Origin of the sequence: Shewanella sp. NIFS-20-20, assembly GCF_019209865.1 — a bacterium.
Classification (GTDB): Bacteria; Pseudomonadota; Gammaproteobacteria; order Enterobacterales; family Shewanellaceae; genus Shewanella.
On sequence record NZ_JAHUTT010000015.1, the window covers coordinates 52,398 to 72,649 of the forward strand.

A 20,252-nucleotide genomic window follows, 5' to 3' on the forward strand; every position below is an offset into this window, starting at 1 on the left:
CTAGCATAAAACTTACCCCAGCTAACGGTAAATGATGATGGCGCTGTTATTAAGTTTATCTAACTCATTGTGTAAGATGCTAAATTGGCCGCTCGAGCGGATAACTGACGCCGAGGGGGCACATCCAGGGGTACAATCCATTAGCACCAATGCCCATCGAATGAGCTGGCAGGGCCAAGTGATCCACCTGTCGGGCAAGCAATGGTATCCCTATGATGACGGCAGTTGGCTGGTGGTCTTTATGGAGGCGCATAGCCGCTACTGCATGCTCAACCACTATCCGATGAAGCCTAATCGCGAGCAGGTGTTAGCAGATTTTTATCAATACTGGAAATTGCATCTTGTGGGTTGGCTGCGGGCAAGGGGGGTGATGAGTACCGATGAAGATGGCATTTGGGTGCTGGATAATATTGAGCATTTCTTTGAACAGAGCCAAGTGACTTATTTTCGCAATTTAGATCCTTCGATTGGTGCCCACATCGCGGATCTCAGCGCGTATCTTCATGAATATTTTGATAACTATCGGCCGCCTGGTTTTGAGCACGACACCGCCTGGGCACTTAGCATTTATATCAATCAGCGCCCCCGTAGAGTCAAGGGGCAGCGACGCAAGCAAGATCAATTTTATCCCGCGCTACGCTTTACCGAAGATGCCCTCTATCGCTTTGCCAGCGGCCTGAGCACCGAGCGCTATCCCAATGTTAACGCCGGCGATTTCCCTTGCCCCTATCCAGAGGCCCCCGCACTAAGGGTGCTTGAGTGACCCCTCAGTGATGGTGACATAAAGCAAAAAGCCTCAAATATTGAGGCTTTTTAAGGTGTTTTGTGAGCTAGTCTAACCGCTTCAATCTTATTCCACGTTCTGAATTTGAATGTGTATTATTTTATTAAAAGCACATTAAATCAAATCGTTGGTGTTTATTTGTTGCTGTAATACGCATTACTGCCCACCAATTTACCCACCACATAGTTCAGGTGAAAGCTTGTATGTTGAACGGGGAGTGTGGAAGTCAATAGTCGCATCCTAAGAACAACTATCTTACATACTCATTCAGCTCATTGTGGTTAGCCCTTTAGGCTTTATTTACTTCATTTTAATCTTATGCTTAAGCGACTGACTTTTGCGAGTTACAGCCCCACTAGTAAACAAGTTAAGCCTTTTTAAATCAAGTGTGTAAAAGGTAACTAGAAATGCATGTAGTTATTGATTCTACGCTTTGAAGTTGACAACTAAGTACTACTAACATTTGTAACGGAAAGTGCGATAATTTTTGGTAGATTGAGTATGCAATACTAAGAAATGTAGCCCATAAATGATATGTCACGGCTGTGAATTATCATAAGAAACAGGTAATTCCTTGTTATTTTAAATGTAGTGCAGCCCTATCAAACAACTCATTAGCCCTAAATCTTGGGAAAAGGGTTGGCCATTTCTATTTTCAGAAAACTGACTAAAATAGACCATTATTTGAGGGTGCTGTGATTATCTCCTTGATTTCTTCAATGAGGCTGTCATTTCTTTCACTGATTTCATCTATTTGGGCATCAGCCTTTTTATTTATGCTCAATTTGTCAGTATTTTTTTGTATTGAATCGAGTTGAGATTTTAATGAGTCTGCTAAATACTTCAATTCCTGTATAGCTTTATCATGATGGTTATTAATGATATTTTTATCTAAATTTTTATTTTTGAGCCTTAAGTTTCTCATTGTAAGAGATTTTCTTAGCCTTTTAAGATACTTATCTGTGTTCTGTTTATCTTTTTTTATTGCAAAATGAATAGCTGTGATGGAACATTCATATTTGTCTTGGAGGGTTATTGGTAATAAATGATTAGAGTATAAGTTTTCACTTACACTATTCCAAAGCCAATCTATGTCTCGTGCATCAATTTTTACTAACCAACTTATGTCTTTTAGTGTGTATGATTCATATTCTCTTAATTCATTTTTTAAACACTCTATTAAGTGTGTTTTTGCATTGTAATGCACCGTTACCGTAGTTTCCCATAAGTCTAAAAAATATATTATTGAATTAAACCTGTGTATTGAGTTGTCAAGATAATAGCTTCCAATTATTGTTTCGTAAACCTTTGTTGTATTGTCCTGATAGTGACTAATCGGTGGTTCTTTATCCGTTTGGAATGTAGGTGCATACTGCGTGTGGTTTATATCTTTCCCTGTCCTGATGAAATACCAACATATTAAAGTTCTTAATGAGTCTTTTTGGTTTAACCAAGAGAAGTGACTTTTATCTAGTATGTTTAATTTGCAAGATTCCAATATCTCGTCATTTATTTTTTTAATGTTTCTATATGTGAATTTTGTTTCGTCATTTAATTCCAAATAAGCATTTGCGATATTACTTTTTAATATCCTATTTGGAGTTAATTCGAAATATTCACTAATTAAGCTGTGAATTTCTCTCTTACTTTTTGTTGATAAATCTAATGTTAGCGATTTTGATTTAATTAATTTTTTTAGTAGGAACCTATTCTCTCTTTCTTCCTGTGAATCAAGTCTGCTCAGTATTAACATTGTGTTGGTTTTATTTATTTAGTTTGTTAAAGTCTACCATGTGATTCTGTGGTGGTCAAAGCGTAGTTTATTGGTAGTTTTCTTGTAGCTTTTTAGTGGCTTTTTAGTGGCTTAAGTATTTTTCTATTCACGCTATACAAGGCTTTTCGTCGTTTTTCTGTAGTTGTTTAATTGTGATTTCTCAACTTGTGTTAATAAGAGTGCTACGAGTGTTTTTGGTTTTTATAGTTAATGTCTTTTGATTTAATTCCAGAGTAGTAGTGGGGTAGTTTTAATGGGAGGGTGTAATAGCTTCTAAGGTGTAAGTTAATTTATTGTTTTAGCATTCCAGGGTATTGCCTGTAGGGTGTGATTCGGTAATGGTAATATATAGATAACTCTTAACTCCGTACGTGTTTAGAACAATAATTATGTAAAAGATTACTCAGATGCATAAACCTATGTAATTAATCATAGGAGTATGAATCATGTTTCAATTAGAGTCTTTCCACCAGCTAAATACACCGTCTAAATATCATCATGTAGAGAACTATTTATCAGTTCTCTATAAAGTAATTCAGCAGCAGTTAGCGTGTAATAATCGTATAACTTGCTTACGAATAGACTTACATTTCCCTGACAATATTCACTATCAAGACTCAGCCTGTATATCGCGGTTTATTGATGCATTTAAAGTAAGACTAAATACATGGAAGTCACAGCGTAATCAACATCATCCACTAGGGTTTAGTTATGTGTGGGTAAGGGAGCGTGCTAGATCTCATAATTGGCACTATCATCTAGTACTATTTTTTAATAAAGATGCATTCGCTCACATAGGAGCTTTTGACTTAAATCGAGACAATATGTATTCACGTATTGTAGGGGCCTGGTCGAGCGCAATAGGTATGTTAGACATAGAAGTTAAGGCATCAGTTCATATCCCTCAGAATGCTATTTGTTACTTAGATCGAAACTCAATTGACTGTCATAGTCAACTTGATAGCTTTTGGCAACGGTTTACCTATTTGGCTAAAGTAGCAACCAAAGATATAAATGACGGTAACCGTAATATCGGTTACAGCCGAAAGGTGTTCTATTAGACAAAAAATAAAGGAGGGCGTTAAAGGCCCTCCGATAGCAAACCAACAAGGTTTCATATCTCTAAGTTAATGAAGTCTTTATCAACATCCTCTTGTTCAATGCCAATGTAACGAAGAGTTGTCTCCTCACCGCTATGCCTAAGCATCTTCATTACCCGACCAATATCTTTGGTTTGTTGGTACAGTAGGTAACCACGAGTCTTACGCATAGAGTGAGTCCCTAACGCAAGTTTGACCTCTTCGCCTATCATCGCAAGCGCTCTACCTACGTAGCGTCTGGACAGTGGTGCAGGCTTGGCGGTCTTAGCACGTTGGTTACGGTAGGATTGAAACAGGTAGATATGGTTAGGATGGTCATCACGGATACGAGTGATCCGCTCAATAGTTGTCGAGTTAAGTTGAATATTGGCAACTTTACCAGTCTTAGACTCCTTAATGATAAGTCTGTCGCCTTGGATGTCGCTGAATCTAATTGAGAGTAGATCAGAAATACGTAGAGCAAGGTTAAGGCCTATATTCCACACATCGGCTAGTTGTTGACTAAACTGTCTTTCTAACAAGTAGCTAATGAGTTTAACGGTATCATGATCTTTAACGGCTTGGACCTCAGGCATGGGCATGTTCCTTTTTTCTGCTATTTCGATGTTTTGGGCACTTTGGTTTCGCAAAGTCCCGTGGGGTAAGGGATTGCGTGTTCCCGTTTTACCAATATGGGAACTTGGCGTTGAAATATGAATATAGAGTCAACCTAGGCAATGGCTTATCTGATAGGCCCCCATCTGATGGTAGGCAACGAAGTTGTGACTAAATAGGTCGATTAGTTCTTGCCCCTCTTGTTGGCTTATCCAACCACTGAACACGCTATACACTTGCTTGGAGTTAAAGCAGATATCAATGTCCTTAACTAGCTCTGGATAGGGGTGGCCGTGATAAGCCAAATCGGTGACGTACACGAGTCGCCAATAGTCTTGCTGTTTCTCTAATCTCACCTCTACTGGATGATAGCCGCCGCTTTCGGCGCTGTAGTCGGGATCACGAAAGTTCAGCGTGATGACATTAGCCTCTTTGGGCGTGAGGCTTTGAAGTTGTTGTTCAAGCAATTGATAGAATGCGCGAGGCATTTTAGGTGTTTGAGTGTTGTCGATTTGTATGGTCATGAGTTATTCCTTAAAGAATTAGATAGTAAGTGGCTACCACCAGCACATGGCTTAGTGATATTGAAGCGGTTACGGATGTCGCTAAAGGGCTAACTTAAGGGGAAGCTTAAGTGCTATCAGCGTTGAATGTTCGCGGCTAAACCTTGGCTTTGATAATAAGTTTTGAGGGCTGTACGGAGCGTTAGTTGTCTTAGTGCTTAGCTGTGGTTGGATAGATCGCAATATAGAGGTAGCCGTGACTGCCGAGGGTATCGGCCTCACAGGTAAAGCTAGCGTGTTGTAAGGTTATGCTGCGTTGCTGACGCGCATCGAGGTGACCCAGTGATACTTGGTTCTCAAGTTGCTTAATGATCTCTGGGAAGGCGTCGTTGAGTAGCTGACCTTGCTCTGGGGGAAAGTTGCCGACAAAGCCTGAGCGATCCCACAGGAAGTCTAAACGACTGCCTTGCAGAATAAGCCGCGCACCAAATCGCGGCGTAATATTACGCTGTAAGCCCCATTGATAGGGTAAAGATGATTGAATCGTTGTCATGCTGATACTCCTTTGAATATTTGTTGAGTTATTGATGTGTTGCTGGTGGAAGCGAGGTAACGCTATAGAGGAACAGATAAGTAGTGATGGCAGATGTTTAATTTGGGGCATGTATTTAGGTATGTACGCTCCAATTGGAGTGCTGATTACAGCCATGGTTGTAATAGATACCGTTGATTGAACGCTGCCAAACATCGGTAGGTTGGCCATACTCATTGCAGGTACAGTGATAGCGGCAAAAACCAATCTCTTTTGGTAAATGCTCAACCAGATCTCTTGGAGAGACAAATAGCAGTGTCTTATGCAAGCTCGGGTTGGGTTTGATGATGGGTTGACCTGTCGTCTCACCTCTCTCATTAAGCGGTCTTGCAAACATCGGTAAGATCAATTCAACCATTAATCTTCTACGCAAGTCAGGAAACGCGGCGCAAGCTTCTGCTACACACGCCTGAGAAAAACTGTCAGTAAATTCAATCATGCTGGACTCCTTATAGATTTGGTAACCTGTTGGTATTCGTCATTGTTGATTACACAGTTGCTATAGCAAGCCGCGCTCAGCAAATGACACTGGTGTTTTACCTACCACGATATGATCGAGTACTCGCACATCGATCAATGCCAATGCATCGGTTAAACGCTTGGTGATCAGTTTGTCAGCTTGAGAGGGCTCAGCTTCACCGGATGGATGATTGTGGGCCAAGATAACCGCAGCGGCATTAACTGCTAATACGGCTTTTACTACTTCTCTGGGATAGACGCTGGCAGCATCAATGGTGCCAAAAAACAGCTCATTGAATCCCATTAGCCGATGTTGGTTATCGAGCATCATTACTGCAAATACCTCACGCTCGTAGTTGATCATCTTGTAGGTCAAAAATTGTTTAGTTGCTTCAGGATTAGTGAAGACATCGTCAGAAACTAACTTTTCGGCGATGATGTTGGCGGCAGTGGCTAAAACTTCATTAGGCGTTTTTGGCCAGATTACGGTGTCAGGAACTGATGATTTAGCTGGCATTTTAAGGCTCCTTGTTTGCTTAGTTGGTCTATGTGCAGAATTGATATATATCTAAAAAAATTTTGAGTTAGATGGAAAATTAATGAGTTATGGCGTGAGGGCTGTTGATTGTTGAGAGCAGGTTTAGGGAAGGGACTGCAAGTTAAAAAATACTGTCACTGGTTATTGAATGAGATTAACTACCAGGACCTCATCATGAAACTAATCAAACTAAAAGACGTTATTGCATCTACAGGCTTAGGACGTTCAACAATTTATAAATATATTGAAGACGGTACGTTTCCCAAAGCGGTATCACTAGGTTGTCGTGCAGTGGCTTGGGTAGAAAGTGAAATTCAAGAGTGGATATTAGAGCGGATTGAAGAACGGGATTTACAAAGTGAAAAGTCTTGCTAAGTTCTGTCATAACAGCATAAATGGGGGGCCATTATCCCCCTACAGGCTTAAACACTAGATTTAACTATCGTTCTCAACTGCCCATTTGTAGCCAGCAATAACACCAAGCAGAAACAGCTCCGCTATTGGCTTTTGCATCACAAAATTAAACATAGTAAGACTCCTTCAAAGCTCGATAGATACCGACGCCAACCGCAAAGCCAGCAATAAATGCTATAGGCATAAAGCCTCCTTAATGAATCAATAGAAAGTAAAAAGCAGCTGGTGGGCGAAATGCCACCAGCTGCTTTGCTGTGCCGTTATTGGTTACAGCATAAGGATGATATAGATGTGAAATTTGTTGGGAATTTATTGGTCTTGGCGGTAAATACGCAATCTTTACAGGTTAAATCCATGTTATTTATTTCAAATGAGGTTGATTGTACTTTAAAGTAATGGACCATAAGACTATAAAATGAGGGATAAAAAGGGGAATGATTAGATGGGATTACGTCTAAAGGGGGCTTTATGAATGGAATAATATTTTTTAACTTTGCGATCAGAGATAAAGATTCTGTATAAGTTAGCATCTAAAATGTCAATGGAATGTAATTTAGAATGTTAACGTTATTTCGTTTGCCACTGTTGAATACAAATTGAAAAAATGATTGCAAGGGATAGCTGATATGAGCAACGACAGCAAAATTAGACTTTTGTTATCTAGAGTATTAGGAGTGATTTTTTTTAAGAAAATGTCATTTAGAACATTTTTAAAAAATGGAGAGGGTTCTAGTCATTATTCTATAAGTTTAAAGCATTATGGAGTAAGGGGTGGATGAATATGAAATCAGGCTTCTCTATAACTAAATCTTCAGAGGCTCTAGCATGGATGAAGTGCAAACCATCTGGAGATTTATTTTTTGAATGGAATTTACGCCTATTACGCTGCTTCTTCTCTGAAGCATCTAGAGGAGAAGAGGTTTTTCTTCGCGTAGACAGAGATTTTTTCAACCAAGTTGGGCAAGATATTGGTGGAGATTCGGGGTTCTTAAATGCGGTTCGCAAAGGTCCATCAAGTGTCAAAGAACACTGCAGTTTAGTAAAAAAAGCGACAGAGCTACTCGCACAACGAACTTCTACATCAATATCTGCATTCATTAGTTACGAAGACCCAGAGGATCTTGATTCTACATATCGAGGCTTCAAAGCACCGACCTATCTACCTTATTTAGCTGCATTAGTTCGAAACTTCTCTGAGATTGGGACTGGTGGCTACTACCAAAATTTTATCGAAGAGCTGAATTTGACTAATAAATTCAATTCAGTCGATATGCATGAGCTTGAGAAGTTGTGGGAAGATTTAAAAGAGTGGTCGGAGTCTTGCGACGGAAAGTTTGGCTTTTTCCATAAGAGAAGGTTGGGTGGGTATAAAAAAATTGGTGTGCCAGCGTCGCAGAGTATTGTAAAGCAGCATGACCTAGAGCGCCTACCCCATTGCTTTTTTCAGTTGCAGCTAAAGACTGGGCAAGAATTGTCAGAAGATAAGCTGGAAGAAATTATTGGCTATGCTAAAGGCTGTGAAAATCTATTTTCTACTGGCTTTAATCAGGCATTAGATGACTCTGAATTTGAAAGGCCGATTCGTGAGATTGTTCGTTATGCTTACTCTGACTGGGATGGCTCGATACCTAGAAAAAGTGCTGACAATAGTTCTTCTGAGGGGGCTTACGAGCGAGGTGATAATTTAGAATTGGGAATATCGCTCGTAGTGGCTTCTCAGCACCAATTAACGCTTTCTCCGCGCTGGTTTTTGCCAGCACTTCAAGACAGTGGTTATTTCGAGCTAGAGTGTTTAGGTTTTTTTTGGACAGGGAAGTTTTGGGGGACTGAAGGTATAAGCTGTAGGGAACAAGGTTCACAAGATAACATAATCTGGCAGATTGCGGCTAAAGCAGCTCGTGATATACAACCATTTAATCTGAAATACAGTAGTACTGATGATTTGGAACCATTGAGATTATCGCTTTCATTGCCTCTTACCCCCCTATGGGTTCTTGTACCTTCTAATGACAATATAAATGGACTGCTAGAACTGAAGCCCAGTAGCCTTCCCGCGAATGGTCCTGCATATTTGCTTGCACCGCCGAAGAGTACTGAGAGCCTGAGGCAGTATGTTGTCCGAGAGCAGCCAGTAAGTGAATTTATTGAGGCTGATGGAATTCCTGATGACTGGAAGCTTTTATGTCTCATGGATTGCTCTGGTTTAAGCGATGCGCAACGCCTTCTTCCCGATGGAAGATCGCAGGTACATTCAAAGCCCAATCCTATCCGCTTTGTCGGTGGACGGTCAGTCCAGCGTGGCTATACCCGGATGTACCTTCCGTATGATCTACCAATTATAGAACTAGATGCTCCTGATGATAGTTGCTTACTAGGTAGCGGTGGTATTAATTTTAGTGAGGAGCAACCTAGCTTTAGTCTATCCCCAAAAAATGCATTCAATGATAAATATCTAAAGCTAAAAAGACGTTTCCATATACGAATTCCAAGTGCGAAAAGTGCTAACTATGACATTCAAGTTACCGATTCAAAAGGTAACCAACTCGGAAGGGCAAGACTAAAAGTAACAGGGCTTAGTGGTGATGTTGTACAGATCAGTGGAGATTTTTGTCTAGATCGTTTTGGCAAAGCTCAAGTCTCGCGTGATGGGATGATCGGCGCTTTGTTAACTGGCCAAATATATGAAGAGAAAATAGAGAGTGAGCCAGAGCATTTTTTCTCTCTCGATGCCGCTGTACTTCAAGAACGGGCGACCTTCAATTTAGAAAATAGCTGTATTTATCGAAAATTTTTAGATCGTCTCGTTCAATCTGGCAGTCTGGCTTATGGGGAGGCTAAAAACCTTCTAATGCGCCTAATTCAATCAAACGACTCTGATCTTGAGCCAATATTTGCACTTTTTGAACTTCGTCGTAGAGGATATATTGAGCTATCCACCACTAATAAGGGGAATACGGCCAGAGTTCACGCTGTTGCACCAACTCTTTATTCATTACCCGTTATGTGTTCTGGTTCTTCTGTTTGGGGGGTAGCAGGGACATTGCGGCTAGAGCATTGGCAACTAATCGCGGCAGAGCAGGATGCTTGGCATGCATACGGGGGAAATAATGAATCACTTGAGAATGGATCATGGCGTTTGGTTATACAGGATAGTGAAAAAGCACTAGAAATTAGTAGTCGCTTAGGTTTTCAATTTGCAGCAGTTCCAGCAACTAAAATTTCTAATTGGTCAGGTGACCTTGAAGGGTTTAAGGCGCAAGTGGGAAAAAATACAATGGAGTCCATTGGCAACTCTGAAGATGAAGCAATGCGATTTATCGCGATAGAAGGCTACTTTAAAAAAAATCCGACAGGAAAACTATCAGATATATGGGAGCTATGGAAACTTCAAGACCTTGATGTGAGATTCGATAAAATTCATGTATTAGCGAATGAAAGCCATTATGCTTTTGTGCGTGATTCAGCATGGGCGAAGTGGCTTGCTATCAATGAGGTTGCGAAGAAATATAGTAAAACTCATCCAGAAATATATCCACCACCAATTAATTATGACTCAAGGTCTGGGACTGTTTGGATCCCTGCGAGAGTTGGTTTACCTGTTGTGTTAGAAAGAGCCTTGGTGTTGTGCAATGGTTGTTCTCCAGAAGTTATTTACCTACAACAAAAAAAGGACATGGTTGGGGAAAACAGAGTGTTGCTTGTTAATTCATTAACTGGAGCGTTAGTTCTTTCAAGTAATATTTTTTACGCCCAGATGGCGCAAGGCCGTTGGCTTGCGTACCCCAATGTTCCAGAACAAGTTGCCCGTGTTATAGCACAAAAGCTTGGTGCTGCTCTCGACATCGGTTAGTAAGAAATAGAAATACAATATTTTATTAAGGAATTTCAATGAAGGATCCAATAGGCGCATTTCAAACTTTTCAAGATGGAATTAAGCGCTATATCACTTCAGCATTCGGTACTAACTCAGATAGCTTTGAAGAAGATCGAAAAAAGTTACTAGATCAAGACGGTGTATTGTTTCAAGTTCCATATATTGAACCAATTACAAATTATAAGTCTGGTAAGAGGTTAACGCAGCTCGAAGAAGAAGATCTTCCTAGTTTAAATATTAAAGGTAGGGAAGCATTTAAGGCAATCGTTAAAGCTGGTCTTTTTAAAGGTGATTACCCTCTTTATTCCCACCAGCAAAACATGTTGAAGAAGTCTCTTGAAGGTAAACATTGCGTTGTTGTTACAGGTACCGGCTCTGGTAAAACTGAATCGTTTTTGCTGCCAGCTATCGCAAATATAATTCGAGAGGCAACTGCCTCTTCATCTGAGTGGTCAGAGCCTTCAAATAAATCTCCTTTAGTCTGGACATCAGAAAATCCACCAAAGTGGAGCGATTCTAGGAAAGATTTAAGAGGAGAGAAACGTACTCCGGCTGTTAGAGCTCTTATCCTGTATCCAATGAATGCTCTAGTTGAGGATCAGGTATCAAGATTACGTCAAGCATTAGACTCGGACGAGGTGCTATCTGCATTAGATTCTCACTTAAGTCGTAATCGAATTCGTTTTGGTAGATTCAATGGTTCGACACCGATTGCTGGGCATCCTATAAAGCCCGATGGCAAAGCTAATTCAGCTAAACGTTCAGAACTTAATGCTGAATTAAATAAGGCATTGGAAGTTTACACTGCGCTCAATCGAAAGGTTGCACTATGTATAGAACAGCTTGCTATTGTCGATGATACAGAAGATTTAGAAGCAAAAGTGCGAGCGAGACGTAATTTATCGGAAGCTAAAGAAGAAGCTAGTTTCATTCGCCGTATCTCTCCAGATGCAGCAGAAATGTTTCATAGGTGGGAGATGCAAGATGCGCCACCAGACATATTGGTAACAAATACAAGTATGTTATCGATCATGCTTATGCGACATGCTTCAAAAGAGCTAGTAAATGATCGTGCTGATGCTGATATTTTTGAGACCACTAAAGAGTGGTTAGCAAAAGATCGAGAGAACAACATCTTTCAACTTGTTGTTGACGAGTTGCACTTGCATCGCAGCTCAGCAGGTACTGAAGTTGCTTACTTGCTCCGCTTGCTTCTAGAGAGACTTGGTCTTAATCCTGACAGCCCGCAACTGCGTATATTAGCGTCTAGTGCCTCTCTTGATGGTAAAGATGACAAAACATACAAATATTTAGGTGAGTTTTTTGGGTTTACCCCAGAGCGAGCTAAGGCTCGATTTCATATAGAATCAGGTGAGCCATCATATTCTCTAGATGAAAGCGAACCTAACTTTAGTTTTGATATATCAGAAGCGTGTTTACGCCTGAGTGATTTACCGACAGATGAAGAATCATCTGAGTTGAAGGCGGTTGTTGATCTTCTTACTGCAGAGAAGGATGATAACAATAAACGTATCTTGACAGCTTTTTGTGGGAATGGGCATATTCGTGCAAAGCCTATTGATGAGGTTGTAGAACTTTGGTTTTCAGATTTGAGTACACTCGAAGAACAATTGAGGGCAGCTCAAGGTTTGTTTAAAGCTATCGGTTCAGATTATGCCAAACAGCTTGGTTCTATATTTCCTAGACTCAGATTCCATTGGATGGCTAAAAACATTGATGGTTTGTGGGCGACAATTGAGCTAGATGATCGTGATAGTCAACGACGAGTAGGTACTTTGCTACCTGAAAAAAAACTGACTTATGAACGGCGTCGAGTTCTTGAAGTTTTATATTGTGAGTGTTGTGGAACGCAACTTCTGAGCGGTAATAGGGTTTCTAGTCGAGCTATAATACCAGGAGTGCCGCCTCAGAGTTTTGAGCTAACGCCACTAGAATCTCAAATAGATGGGCTACCTGAGAGTACAGTCGAAACACGTACTGACGCTCAGCACTATAAAGATGTTGGAGTGGTGTGGCTATGTGGTAAAGAAGGTGAGCCTCCAATTTTACCAGAAAACCTGATGTGGAGTCACGGTTCTATTGAAACTCATGGAGATGATAAACGGCCAGGTAAACCCAAAGACACAAAATCAGCAAGATGGCTTCCCGCAAAAATCAATTCTAAGACTGGTCTAGTAAATCTAGGTCTCACAGGTTGTTCAGGCGATGACTTAGCTTGTTATGTTTTTCAGCTAGATACATCAGAGAATGAACAATATACATACTCCGCTTTGCCTCAAAGGTGCCCTTCTTGTCATATTAACTATTCTGAGCGCTATGGTAGACGAACTCCTATTCGTTCGTTTGTGACGGGTCTTGCTCGAATGTCACATCTATTTTCAAAACATATCATGGCGGTTTTACCTGAGGGCAATACAAGAAAACTTGTGGCGTTCTCTGATAGCCGTGAAGCGGCGGCAAATCTGTCAGTTGGAGTTGAAGAAGAGCAGTGGTCACTGCTTCTTCGTACATTTATAAATCATGAGCTTAAGCTTAGATCGCAAAAAGGCATACTGCCTGCTAAGCAAAAAATTGCGGAATTACTCGAGTTAGGTGAACAAGATGAATTTATCAGATATCGAAATGAATTTATAAGTCGCGATGATGTTAGTCCGTCTGAGGTGAAAGAGTTCAAAGAATTTGTTAAGTCGGCTAAAGAGGTTATTAATGATCCTGACTTTGCTGATGAATCTGATTTTCAGCGTTTTGGTGAAGCAAAGTCTTTTAAGGCTGGTTTTGTTCAAGTAAATGATATTCTTGCAAAGCCCGAAACGGGTTCTGAACTATTAACTCCTATTTGGCAAAACTTCATTAATAATGGGGTTAATCCTGGTGGAGTATCGATAGATAAGAAAAAATTGGGGACACAAGATTGGACATCTATTTTCATATCTGATCAGGGAAAGTTATTACCTAAATTAAATCTTGATTCTGAACAAGATCATATTGCACAGGTTGGAATGTCACTTCGTAAAAACGCTTGGCGTGCATTGACTGGAAGACTTTTGTATGACCTCGAAGAACAAGCTATTGGTCACCTTGCATTTTCTCCTAATGCAAAGATGAAAGTGCCTTTGAGTATGTCTGATGATGTTTTCCGTCAAACTTGCAATAGCGTGCTCAGAATACTCACTGAAGAGAATAGATTTGACCCTAATCCTTGGAAGAAATTTAGTGACGGCTGGGAACTTAGCCAACCAACAGGATTAAAAACTGAAGGGCAGGCTAAGAAACGAGTGTATCGATATCTTATCCGTGTTGGAGAGTTGCATCGTGTTAGCTACGAAACACTTTTATATTCTGTGGCGACAACTTTTTCAGGAGTAGGGCATGCCTCTGGTTTGGATACATGGGGTATTATCAGGTTAGAAAAGCTTTGGGTGCGAGTTGTAAGTGATGAAGAACGGCCATGGTGTTGCTCAAACTGCGGAAGAACGCATTGGCAAGCATCTGCAGGTGTATGCTCACGTTGTTGTGGTGTACTAGATGATAAGCCTAACGGAAAAAGGCCGGCCACTGAGATCCAACACTTGCACTATTACGCTTATGAGTCCCGAGATAAGTCGAACTTATTCCGTATACATACAGAGGAATTAACTGGACAAACTCACGATCAGGCCCAACGGCAGAGGCATTTTAGGGATATTTTTTTTGATGATGAAATTATTGAAGATGTATCTAAACGGAAAGTGTTAAAAAATGTAGATTCGATAGATTTTCTCTCTGTTACAACAACAATGGAAGTTGGGGTTGATATTGGTTCATTACAAGCTGTGATGCTAGCTAATATGCCACCAGAACGTTTTAATTATCAACAACGGGTTGGTCGAGCAGGACGTAAAGGCCAGGCATTTTCAATAGGCTTTACCTTCTGTCGAGGCCAAACTCATGATCGGATTCATTTCGAACATCCTGATGAAATGACAGGAGGAGTACCTCCTCAACCAAGCCTTTCAATGGGAAATGAGCAACGAATATTAGCACAACGATTATTGGCTAAGGAGATTTTGAGAAGAGCTTTTTTGAGTGTAGGAGTTTCTTGGACTGATAATAGCCAAACACCAGATACTCACGGTGAAATGGGAATGCTCGATGAAGCCAAGGTTAATATATACAAGGTTCGAGATTGGATATCAGGACATACTTCAGAAATAGATAAACTCGCAAAGGTGATTGCAGCTGGCTCGAGCATTTCAGTTGTAAAATTAGTGGAATTTGTTGTTGAAGAACTATCTGACAAAATGGAAGAGGTTGTTGATAGTGATAAATATGTAGGAACTACATTAGCTCAACGTCTTGCCGAAGCTGGTGTTTTACCTATGTTTGGTATGCCAACCAGTGTTCGTCAGCTTTATTTTGACTTGCCAAGTGGCAAAAAATCTAGATTGACAGATGCTAAGTCTTTAGACCGTCCTTCAGATCAAGCTATAGCAGATTTTGCTCCTGAGTCTGTGAGAACTTGGGATAAACGTCAACTTACTCCTAAGTACATCTGTGGCCCATTGTTTAGTAATCCCCGAGGTGATGGTTGGAATGCATCTGGAGCTCCTATTGGCGCTGCATTCATTCATGTTCGTTGTCCAGCGTGTAGAAGTTTACATGTAGAGAAGGTTGAAATATCGGACCTAAAAACACACCAGAGTATAGATGGTGTATGGATCCCTGATTGGTTAACTATGCCGCCAGAGGGAGTTATTTGTCCTAACCCTAGTTGTGGGTTTGAAGGTGCCATAACTTATATGGCAGTTTCACCTAGAGCATTTGCAACAGATATGAATACAATCAAACCTGCTTTAGGCGCTGGAGAGCATCGTGGTCGTTCTGGACGAACAGAAATAATGAGCCCAAAGCTAAGTGCTGATGGTTACCGCTCTACTTGCAATACTCGTACAAAAATGGAATCTGGTGGTCAGGTATTTCGAACCAATACTAATTTAGGTGAAGGATTTGGTTTCCAAGAGGTTTCAGAAATTAGCGAGAATGGTTGGTATCACGCAAAGGGAGAATCCATCTGGAAAAAAAATGATAAAAATCCGGATTTCAGAGTAGCGCTGACCTCAGCTAAAATTACAGACATAGTTGCTATCAGGATGGAGGATGCTAATGGTTTAAAATATTTTGATGGACCTAACGAATCTCGGCTTTCTCGTCGTAGGGCTGCATGGTATTCGGCTGCAACTATCTTACAAAGAGCTATTGCTTTAGATCTAGATGTTGACTCTATGGATATCGAGATAGCATCAGTTCACGCATTACATACTCCAAATGGAGGGGAGTTGTATTTGGCTGATGCCCATCCTAATGGTGCAGGTCTAGTTGAAACTGCACATGAGAGATTAGAGTCTATTTTAAGAGGGTGCTTATTTGGTGAAGGCGAAGCAGCTCTTATGGGAAGGCTTATACGTCAAGAAATCAACTTGTCTCTTGAAGAGGGCAATGAATGGCGAAGCCCTGACTTACTTTTACGAGGATTCAGGAATCGTCAAGTGCATGGTCTTCTGGACTGGCAACTTGGAATCGAATTGCTTGCTTCAATGCTAGATAGAGAATATAGACCTGGCTTAGACCTTGCAGTAGATGGAAAAACTCTTCCGTTTGGTAGAGAAGGAGGTTGGATTGAATTAGCTGAGTTGTTAGTTGAAGAATGGTTTGAAAATGACCTCTCTCCAAGGGGAATACCTATCCATGAAGGTGTGATACATGGTTGGGTCGAAGGCAGTACTTTTAATGTTGTTGTGCATCCACTTTGGGATGGGGCCGCTAACAAATTGAATGCGATTGAAGAGGCACATAGAGTTGCTAATCAACATGAGTGTAAAACGCTCAGACGCATAGACTCATTTAACTTATCTCGTCGGATGATATGGGTATATTCAAACTTAGATGACCAACAACTCTTTAATCTTGAGGATGTTGTTCCAAATTCAGAGGACACTAGTGAGTCTATTGCACCATCGCTACCAGATATTATTCTTAATTCAGAAGATTTTAATGCCCTAGCTGTTGGCGATACATTTTTATTTGCGAGTCAAACTTGGTCTAAGGAATCTCCTCTTCTTATTCATCAGCTCAATGATAAAGAAGTTTGGTTGGCTGCAAAGCCTTGTGGGGCGCTCATCCCTATTACGGCCTCATGCAAAAAGGGCTTACCGACACCAAGATTGCGTTCAAGTAAACCTGGCTTTATGTCAAAGAAGGATGTTGAAGGTTTTACATTTGTTGCCCGTCTCTCTGAATAAAGGAATTATCTAGAATGCCGAGAATTATTGGAAATATGCCTGTTGAATTTTGGGAGAATAAAGTAATACAGGAACTCAAACATCAACTGCCAACTGATTGGGTTGTCATGCCAAGTGTGATGTGGACGCTTAATAAAAATGGCTATGTCCGTGATGGTGAGGCAGATATAGTCGTTTTGGTTCCTAACTTAGGGTTAGTTGTTGTTGAAGTGAAGGGCTCTAAAGAGTTTCGAGTTAACGAAGATGGCATTTGGGGGCGTAAGCAAGCTGATGGCTCTTGGTTAAATTTGAGAGAGTCACCTCCAGAGCAAGCTACACGTAATATGCATGATTTGACAGGTGTACTGAATACAAAACAAAGGTGGGAGAGTTTTCCTGGTTTTTTTTCGTACCTTGTTGTGTATCCACAAGGAAAAGCACAGTCTTTACCTGATATGTTTGATGAGTCTACTCTTGCAACGCATCGTCATATGAATCAATTAGCGACGAGAATAAGGAATTCTTTAGAGAAGCGTGGTGGAAGAAATTACTCTAGCCACTTCACTCCTCAAGTTGTAGAAACGATAATTGACCAATTAAAAGATAGGAAGTTCCATATTCAAAAAGTAGACACAGAGAAAGACGTGTCTAGCGATATAAACAATATTGAGCAATTAACTAGACAGCAGTTTGCTAGTTTGAAAGGTTTATTTCAATTACCAAATGTTGCAGTCATAGGGCCGGCAGGTTCAGGTAAGACTATATTGGCTTTATGGCGCCTGAAAGCTCTAGTTGAGCAAGGGCAAAGAGCTGTTTATGTTTGTTACAACAAAGCATTGGCAGAGTCACTGTGCCTTAACAACCCTGAACATGCAGAGTTCATATGGAACGTTGATAAGCTGTTTTTTGAAATATGCCCAGAGAATAGGAATATGGTTGGTCAGACTGGTTTCTATAGGGATATTTTGCCCAGTTTTGTTATGGATAAAGTAGATGTACTTGATAAATATGATGCAATTATTGTGGATGAAGGACAGGACTTTTCAGAGGAACAATTGATAGCGTTACTTGAGTTGCGTTCTGATGATGGACAATGGGCTTTCTTTGCTGATTGGAAACAAGACCTTTATAGTGCAGGGAGTGGTACGCCTATCGGAGCCGAGGTTGTATTTCATCTTCATTATAATTGTCGAAATACTGTGAAAATAAATGATGCATCCAATAGTTGTGTAGACTTCAGAATTGAGTCAATGCCAGGGATGCCTATTGGTGTACCTCCTGTAGTTATGAATACAGGAAACCAATCTAAGCTTGCGTGGGAGATAGCGAAGCAATGGAGCGGGGAAGGTTCAGTCGTTATTTTGAGTCCCTATAAATACGAGAACTCATCAATGAAGGGACAAACTATTGGGCATGGTCTTAATTTAAGCAAAAATATTAAAGATCTGGGTAAGAAGGATACGATATTCTTTTCAACAATCAAGTCATTTAAAGGTCTTGAAGCCGCTTCTGTAATAGTTGTAGATGTAAGTATTCCTGGTGACAAGGTAGCGTTTTCTCTTGAAGACCTATATGTTGCTTGCACAAGGGCTACAGCAAGGCTTGCTCTGATTTCATCCAAGCAGACAATTGCAAATTTCTTCAAATAATTGATAACAGAAAAGTAAAGTTGAGCTCATTTAATTATTGTAGTGGTACATAAGTTTTGGATGTCCAATTTGGGAATTGAAAGAATGAATGCTGTAGAACAACTTAGAAAAGTAGTCGTAACGGATCTACTTTCATTAGGAACAATGAAGAAAGTTTGGCCTATATGGAAGCCTAGCTTTCAACAAATAACAAATGGTAAACCGCCAACAGCAAAGGAATTGCAGGTAATCGGTAACGAGCTGTATAACATATTTAAAACAACCTCTTCTGGGCGAGGTCAATCTGATGTATCAGGAGGTGGAGCAGCTTGGGAAGCTCTTGTTTGTTGGTACTTGAACCTTTGTTTATTAGGTAGCAATACAGTTGTTATCAAATCTAAAAAGGCTAACATACCACCTAGTATCTCTTATGCCATAAGTGTGAATTATGGTAATTTTTCTTCTAATACTGAGAGCGATCTTTTAGCCATTACATTTCCAGTAGATCCTGCTTTGTCAGCAGATTTTTCGGGAAGTCATAGTGAGTTAATGGGATTGTTGAGTGATATTGTTGATTCGAGATTCATAGAGACAGAGTTGGGAATAATTCAATGTAAGACTAACTGGAATGATAATGCACAAATTCCGATGTTATGGGATTTGATCTATGCTTCTAGTGGCTTCTCATCTAATGCTACAGTCGGGAGCAATGGTTTTAGTCATACTAAATTAAAAAAGTTTACTTACTCATTTGTGACTGTGCCAACAGTCAAACCTGAGACATTTAAACCTACCTCAACCTCAGTTATGAGAGTGAAAAACTTATCAGGTGGTAACTATTGGGGCTTACCTTCGAAAACAGGTATAGCATCGAATATTTTTAATATTATTCAGAGTAACTTTTCTACGAGTCATAATCTTTATCCAAATGGTTGGCATAAAGATATTGGCAATGAAATAGCTGCAATGCTAAAAAAGGAAAACTATTTTATTCTCTAAGTAGATAAAAATGGCTGAGTTTCTTACTCTGGTAAGCCCCTAGTTTTCTAGACACTTTCTAAGTTCTCATAATACTGCTTTTCAAACTTCATTGGAGACAGTCCGTTATTACTACCATGATGCCGCACTGGATTGTAGAAATATTCGATATAGTTAAATATTTCAGCACGCGCTTCATCTCTGGTTTTGAAGACTTTTCGCTTAATTCTGTCTTTTTTCAGTAATGAGAAAAAGCTTTCTGCAACTGCATTATCATGACAGTTTCCTCTTCGACTCATACTCGCTTCCAAGTTGTGCTCTTTAAGAAAGCTGCGCCAATCAGAGCAAGTATACTGCACGCCTTGATCGGAATGGATAAGCACCTTTTCTGTTGGGGTACGTCTCCATACCGCCATCAGTAGTGCATCAATAACTAGGTCAGCTCTAGCTGTGCTTTTCATTGTCCAACCGACAACTTGTCGAGAGAATAGATCGATAACAACGGTGAGATATAGCCAGCCTTCATGAGTTCGAATATAGGTGAAATCGGTCACCCAAACTTTATTGGGCTCAGCGACGTCAAACCCTCTATTTAACGTATTTGGTGCTGTATGACTAACATCGCCTCCGCCAAAACTTGGATTGCGCTTATAGCCACGTACAGCCTTAATATCAGCTGTTCTCATGATCCGATATACACGATTTTTGCCAACGGCCTCACCATCATCTTTAAGGT

13 protein-coding genes and 1 pseudogene are annotated in these 20,252 nt (G+C 40.4%); 7 read left to right on the plus strand and 7 right to left on the minus strand.

The window, feature by feature from the left end; translation table 11 throughout:
* Positions 1-31 precede the first annotated feature (31 nt).
* Positions 32-763, plus strand: a complete 732-nt coding sequence (locus KU855_RS07030) for an amino acid adenylation (RefSeq protein ID WP_256260911.1) — start codon at positions 32-34, stop codon at positions 761-763.
* 688 nt (positions 764-1,451) lie between these two features.
* On the opposite strand, the gene KU855_RS07035 is transcribed toward KU855_RS07030, so the two are convergent.
* Positions 1,452-2,537, minus strand: coding sequence for a hypothetical protein (locus tag KU855_RS07035; protein ID WP_218529594.1), 1,086 nt, complete (start codon positions 2,535-2,537; stop codon positions 1,452-1,454).
* A gap of 467 nt (positions 2,538-3,004) precedes the next feature.
* Here KU855_RS07035 and KU855_RS07040 point away from each other — a divergent pair, with 467 nt between their 5' ends.
* On the plus strand, positions 3,005-3,619 hold the full coding sequence (locus tag KU855_RS07040; RefSeq protein ID WP_218529595.1) for an inovirus Gp2 family protein: 615 nt from the start codon (positions 3,005-3,007) through the stop codon (positions 3,617-3,619).
* Positions 3,620-3,672: 53 nt separating this feature from the next.
* Here KU855_RS07040 and KU855_RS07045 read toward each other — a convergent pair whose 3' ends face one another.
* The 5 genes from KU855_RS07045 to radC all read right to left on the minus strand — a co-directional run bounded on the left by KU855_RS07045 (position 3,673) and on the right by radC (position 6,323).
* Positions 3,673-4,233, minus strand: coding sequence for a tyrosine-type recombinase/integrase (locus KU855_RS07045; protein ID WP_218529596.1), 561 nt, complete (start codon positions 4,231-4,233; stop codon positions 3,673-3,675).
* A 129-nt stretch (positions 4,234-4,362) separates the two neighbouring features.
* Positions 4,363-4,776, minus strand: a complete 414-nt coding sequence (locus KU855_RS07050; protein WP_218529597.1) for a DUF2787 domain-containing protein — start codon at positions 4,774-4,776, stop codon at positions 4,363-4,365.
* A gap of 190 nt (positions 4,777-4,966) precedes the next feature.
* Positions 4,967-5,308: a type IV toxin-antitoxin system YeeU family antitoxin gene (locus tag KU855_RS07055; RefSeq protein WP_218529598.1), complete on the minus strand. Its 342-nt coding sequence runs from the start codon at positions 5,306-5,308 to the stop codon at positions 4,967-4,969.
* Positions 5,309-5,423: 115 nt separating this feature from the next.
* Positions 5,424-5,786: a hypothetical protein gene (locus tag KU855_RS07060; protein WP_218529599.1), complete on the minus strand. Its 363-nt coding sequence runs from the start codon at positions 5,784-5,786 to the stop codon at positions 5,424-5,426.
* 60 nt (positions 5,787-5,846) lie between these two features.
* A complete protein-coding gene (gene radC, locus KU855_RS07065) occupies positions 5,847-6,323 on the minus strand; it encodes a DNA repair protein RadC (protein ID WP_218529600.1) in 477 nt (158 codons plus the stop codon).
* A 195-nt stretch (positions 6,324-6,518) separates the two neighbouring features.
* Here radC and KU855_RS07070 point away from each other — a divergent pair, with 195 nt between their 5' ends.
* The 5 genes from KU855_RS07070 to KU855_RS07090 all read left to right on the plus strand — a co-directional run bounded on the left by KU855_RS07070 (position 6,519) and on the right by KU855_RS07090 (position 19,537).
* The gene (locus tag KU855_RS07070; protein WP_218529601.1) at positions 6,519-6,719 is read left to right on the plus strand and encodes an AlpA family transcriptional regulator; all 201 of its coding nucleotides are present in this window, start codon (positions 6,519-6,521) and stop codon (positions 6,717-6,719) included.
* A gap of 814 nt (positions 6,720-7,533) precedes the next feature.
* Positions 7,534-10,608 carry a hypothetical protein gene (locus KU855_RS07075; RefSeq protein ID WP_218529602.1) on the plus strand — a complete coding sequence of 1,025 codons (3,075 nt, stop codon included), beginning with the start codon at positions 7,534-7,536 and terminating at the stop codon, positions 10,606-10,608.
* 38 nt (positions 10,609-10,646) lie between these two features.
* Positions 10,647-16,931 (plus strand): DEAD/DEAH box helicase, encoded by a 6,285-nt coding sequence (locus KU855_RS07080; protein WP_218529603.1) that lies wholly within the window; start codon positions 10,647-10,649, stop codon positions 16,929-16,931.
* A 14-nt stretch (positions 16,932-16,945) separates the two neighbouring features.
* Positions 16,946-18,559, plus strand: a complete 1,614-nt coding sequence (locus KU855_RS07085) for an NERD domain-containing protein (RefSeq protein ID WP_218529604.1) — start codon at positions 16,946-16,948, stop codon at positions 18,557-18,559.
* An 84-nt stretch (positions 18,560-18,643) separates the two neighbouring features.
* The gene (locus KU855_RS07090) at positions 18,644-19,537 is read left to right on the plus strand and encodes a hypothetical protein (RefSeq protein ID WP_218529605.1); all 894 of its coding nucleotides are present in this window, start codon (positions 18,644-18,646) and stop codon (positions 19,535-19,537) included.
* 47 nt (positions 19,538-19,584) lie between these two features.
* Here the strand turns inward: KU855_RS07090 and KU855_RS07095 are convergent.
* A pseudogene (locus tag KU855_RS07095) lies at positions 19,585-20,252 on the minus strand (IS3-like element ISSpi1 family transposase); the annotation flags it as partial.

Excerpts from the sequence above, each read along its gene's own strand:
- KU855_RS07030 (WP_256260911.1), top strand. The coding sequence starts at position 32 with ATGATGATGGCGCTGTTATTAAGTTTATCTAACTCATTGTGTAAGATG.
- KU855_RS07035 (WP_218529594.1), bottom strand. The coding sequence starts at position 2,537 with ATGTTAATACTGAGCAGACTTGATTCACAGGAAGAAAGAGAGAATAGG.
- KU855_RS07040 (WP_218529595.1), top strand. The coding sequence starts at position 3,005 with ATGTTTCAATTAGAGTCTTTCCACCAGCTAAATACACCGTCTAAATAT.
- KU855_RS07045 (WP_218529596.1), bottom strand. The coding sequence starts at position 4,233 with ATGCCTGAGGTCCAAGCCGTTAAAGATCATGATACCGTTAAACTCATT.
- KU855_RS07050 (WP_218529597.1), bottom strand. The coding sequence starts at position 4,776 with ATGACCATACAAATCGACAACACTCAAACACCTAAAATGCCTCGCGCA.
- KU855_RS07055 (WP_218529598.1), bottom strand. The coding sequence starts at position 5,308 with ATGACAACGATTCAATCATCTTTACCCTATCAATGGGGCTTACAGCGT.
- KU855_RS07060 (WP_218529599.1), bottom strand. The coding sequence starts at position 5,786 with ATGATTGAATTTACTGACAGTTTTTCTCAGGCGTGTGTAGCAGAAGCT.
- radC (WP_218529600.1), bottom strand. The coding sequence starts at position 6,323 with ATGCCAGCTAAATCATCAGTTCCTGACACCGTAATCTGGCCAAAAACG.
- KU855_RS07070 (WP_218529601.1), top strand. The coding sequence starts at position 6,519 with ATGAAACTAATCAAACTAAAAGACGTTATTGCATCTACAGGCTTAGGA.
- KU855_RS07075 (WP_218529602.1), top strand. The coding sequence starts at position 7,534 with ATGAATATGAAATCAGGCTTCTCTATAACTAAATCTTCAGAGGCTCTA.
- KU855_RS07080 (WP_218529603.1), top strand. The coding sequence starts at position 10,647 with ATGAAGGATCCAATAGGCGCATTTCAAACTTTTCAAGATGGAATTAAG.
- KU855_RS07085 (WP_218529604.1), top strand. The coding sequence starts at position 16,946 with ATGCCGAGAATTATTGGAAATATGCCTGTTGAATTTTGGGAGAATAAA.
- KU855_RS07090 (WP_218529605.1), top strand. The coding sequence starts at position 18,644 with ATGAATGCTGTAGAACAACTTAGAAAAGTAGTCGTAACGGATCTACTT.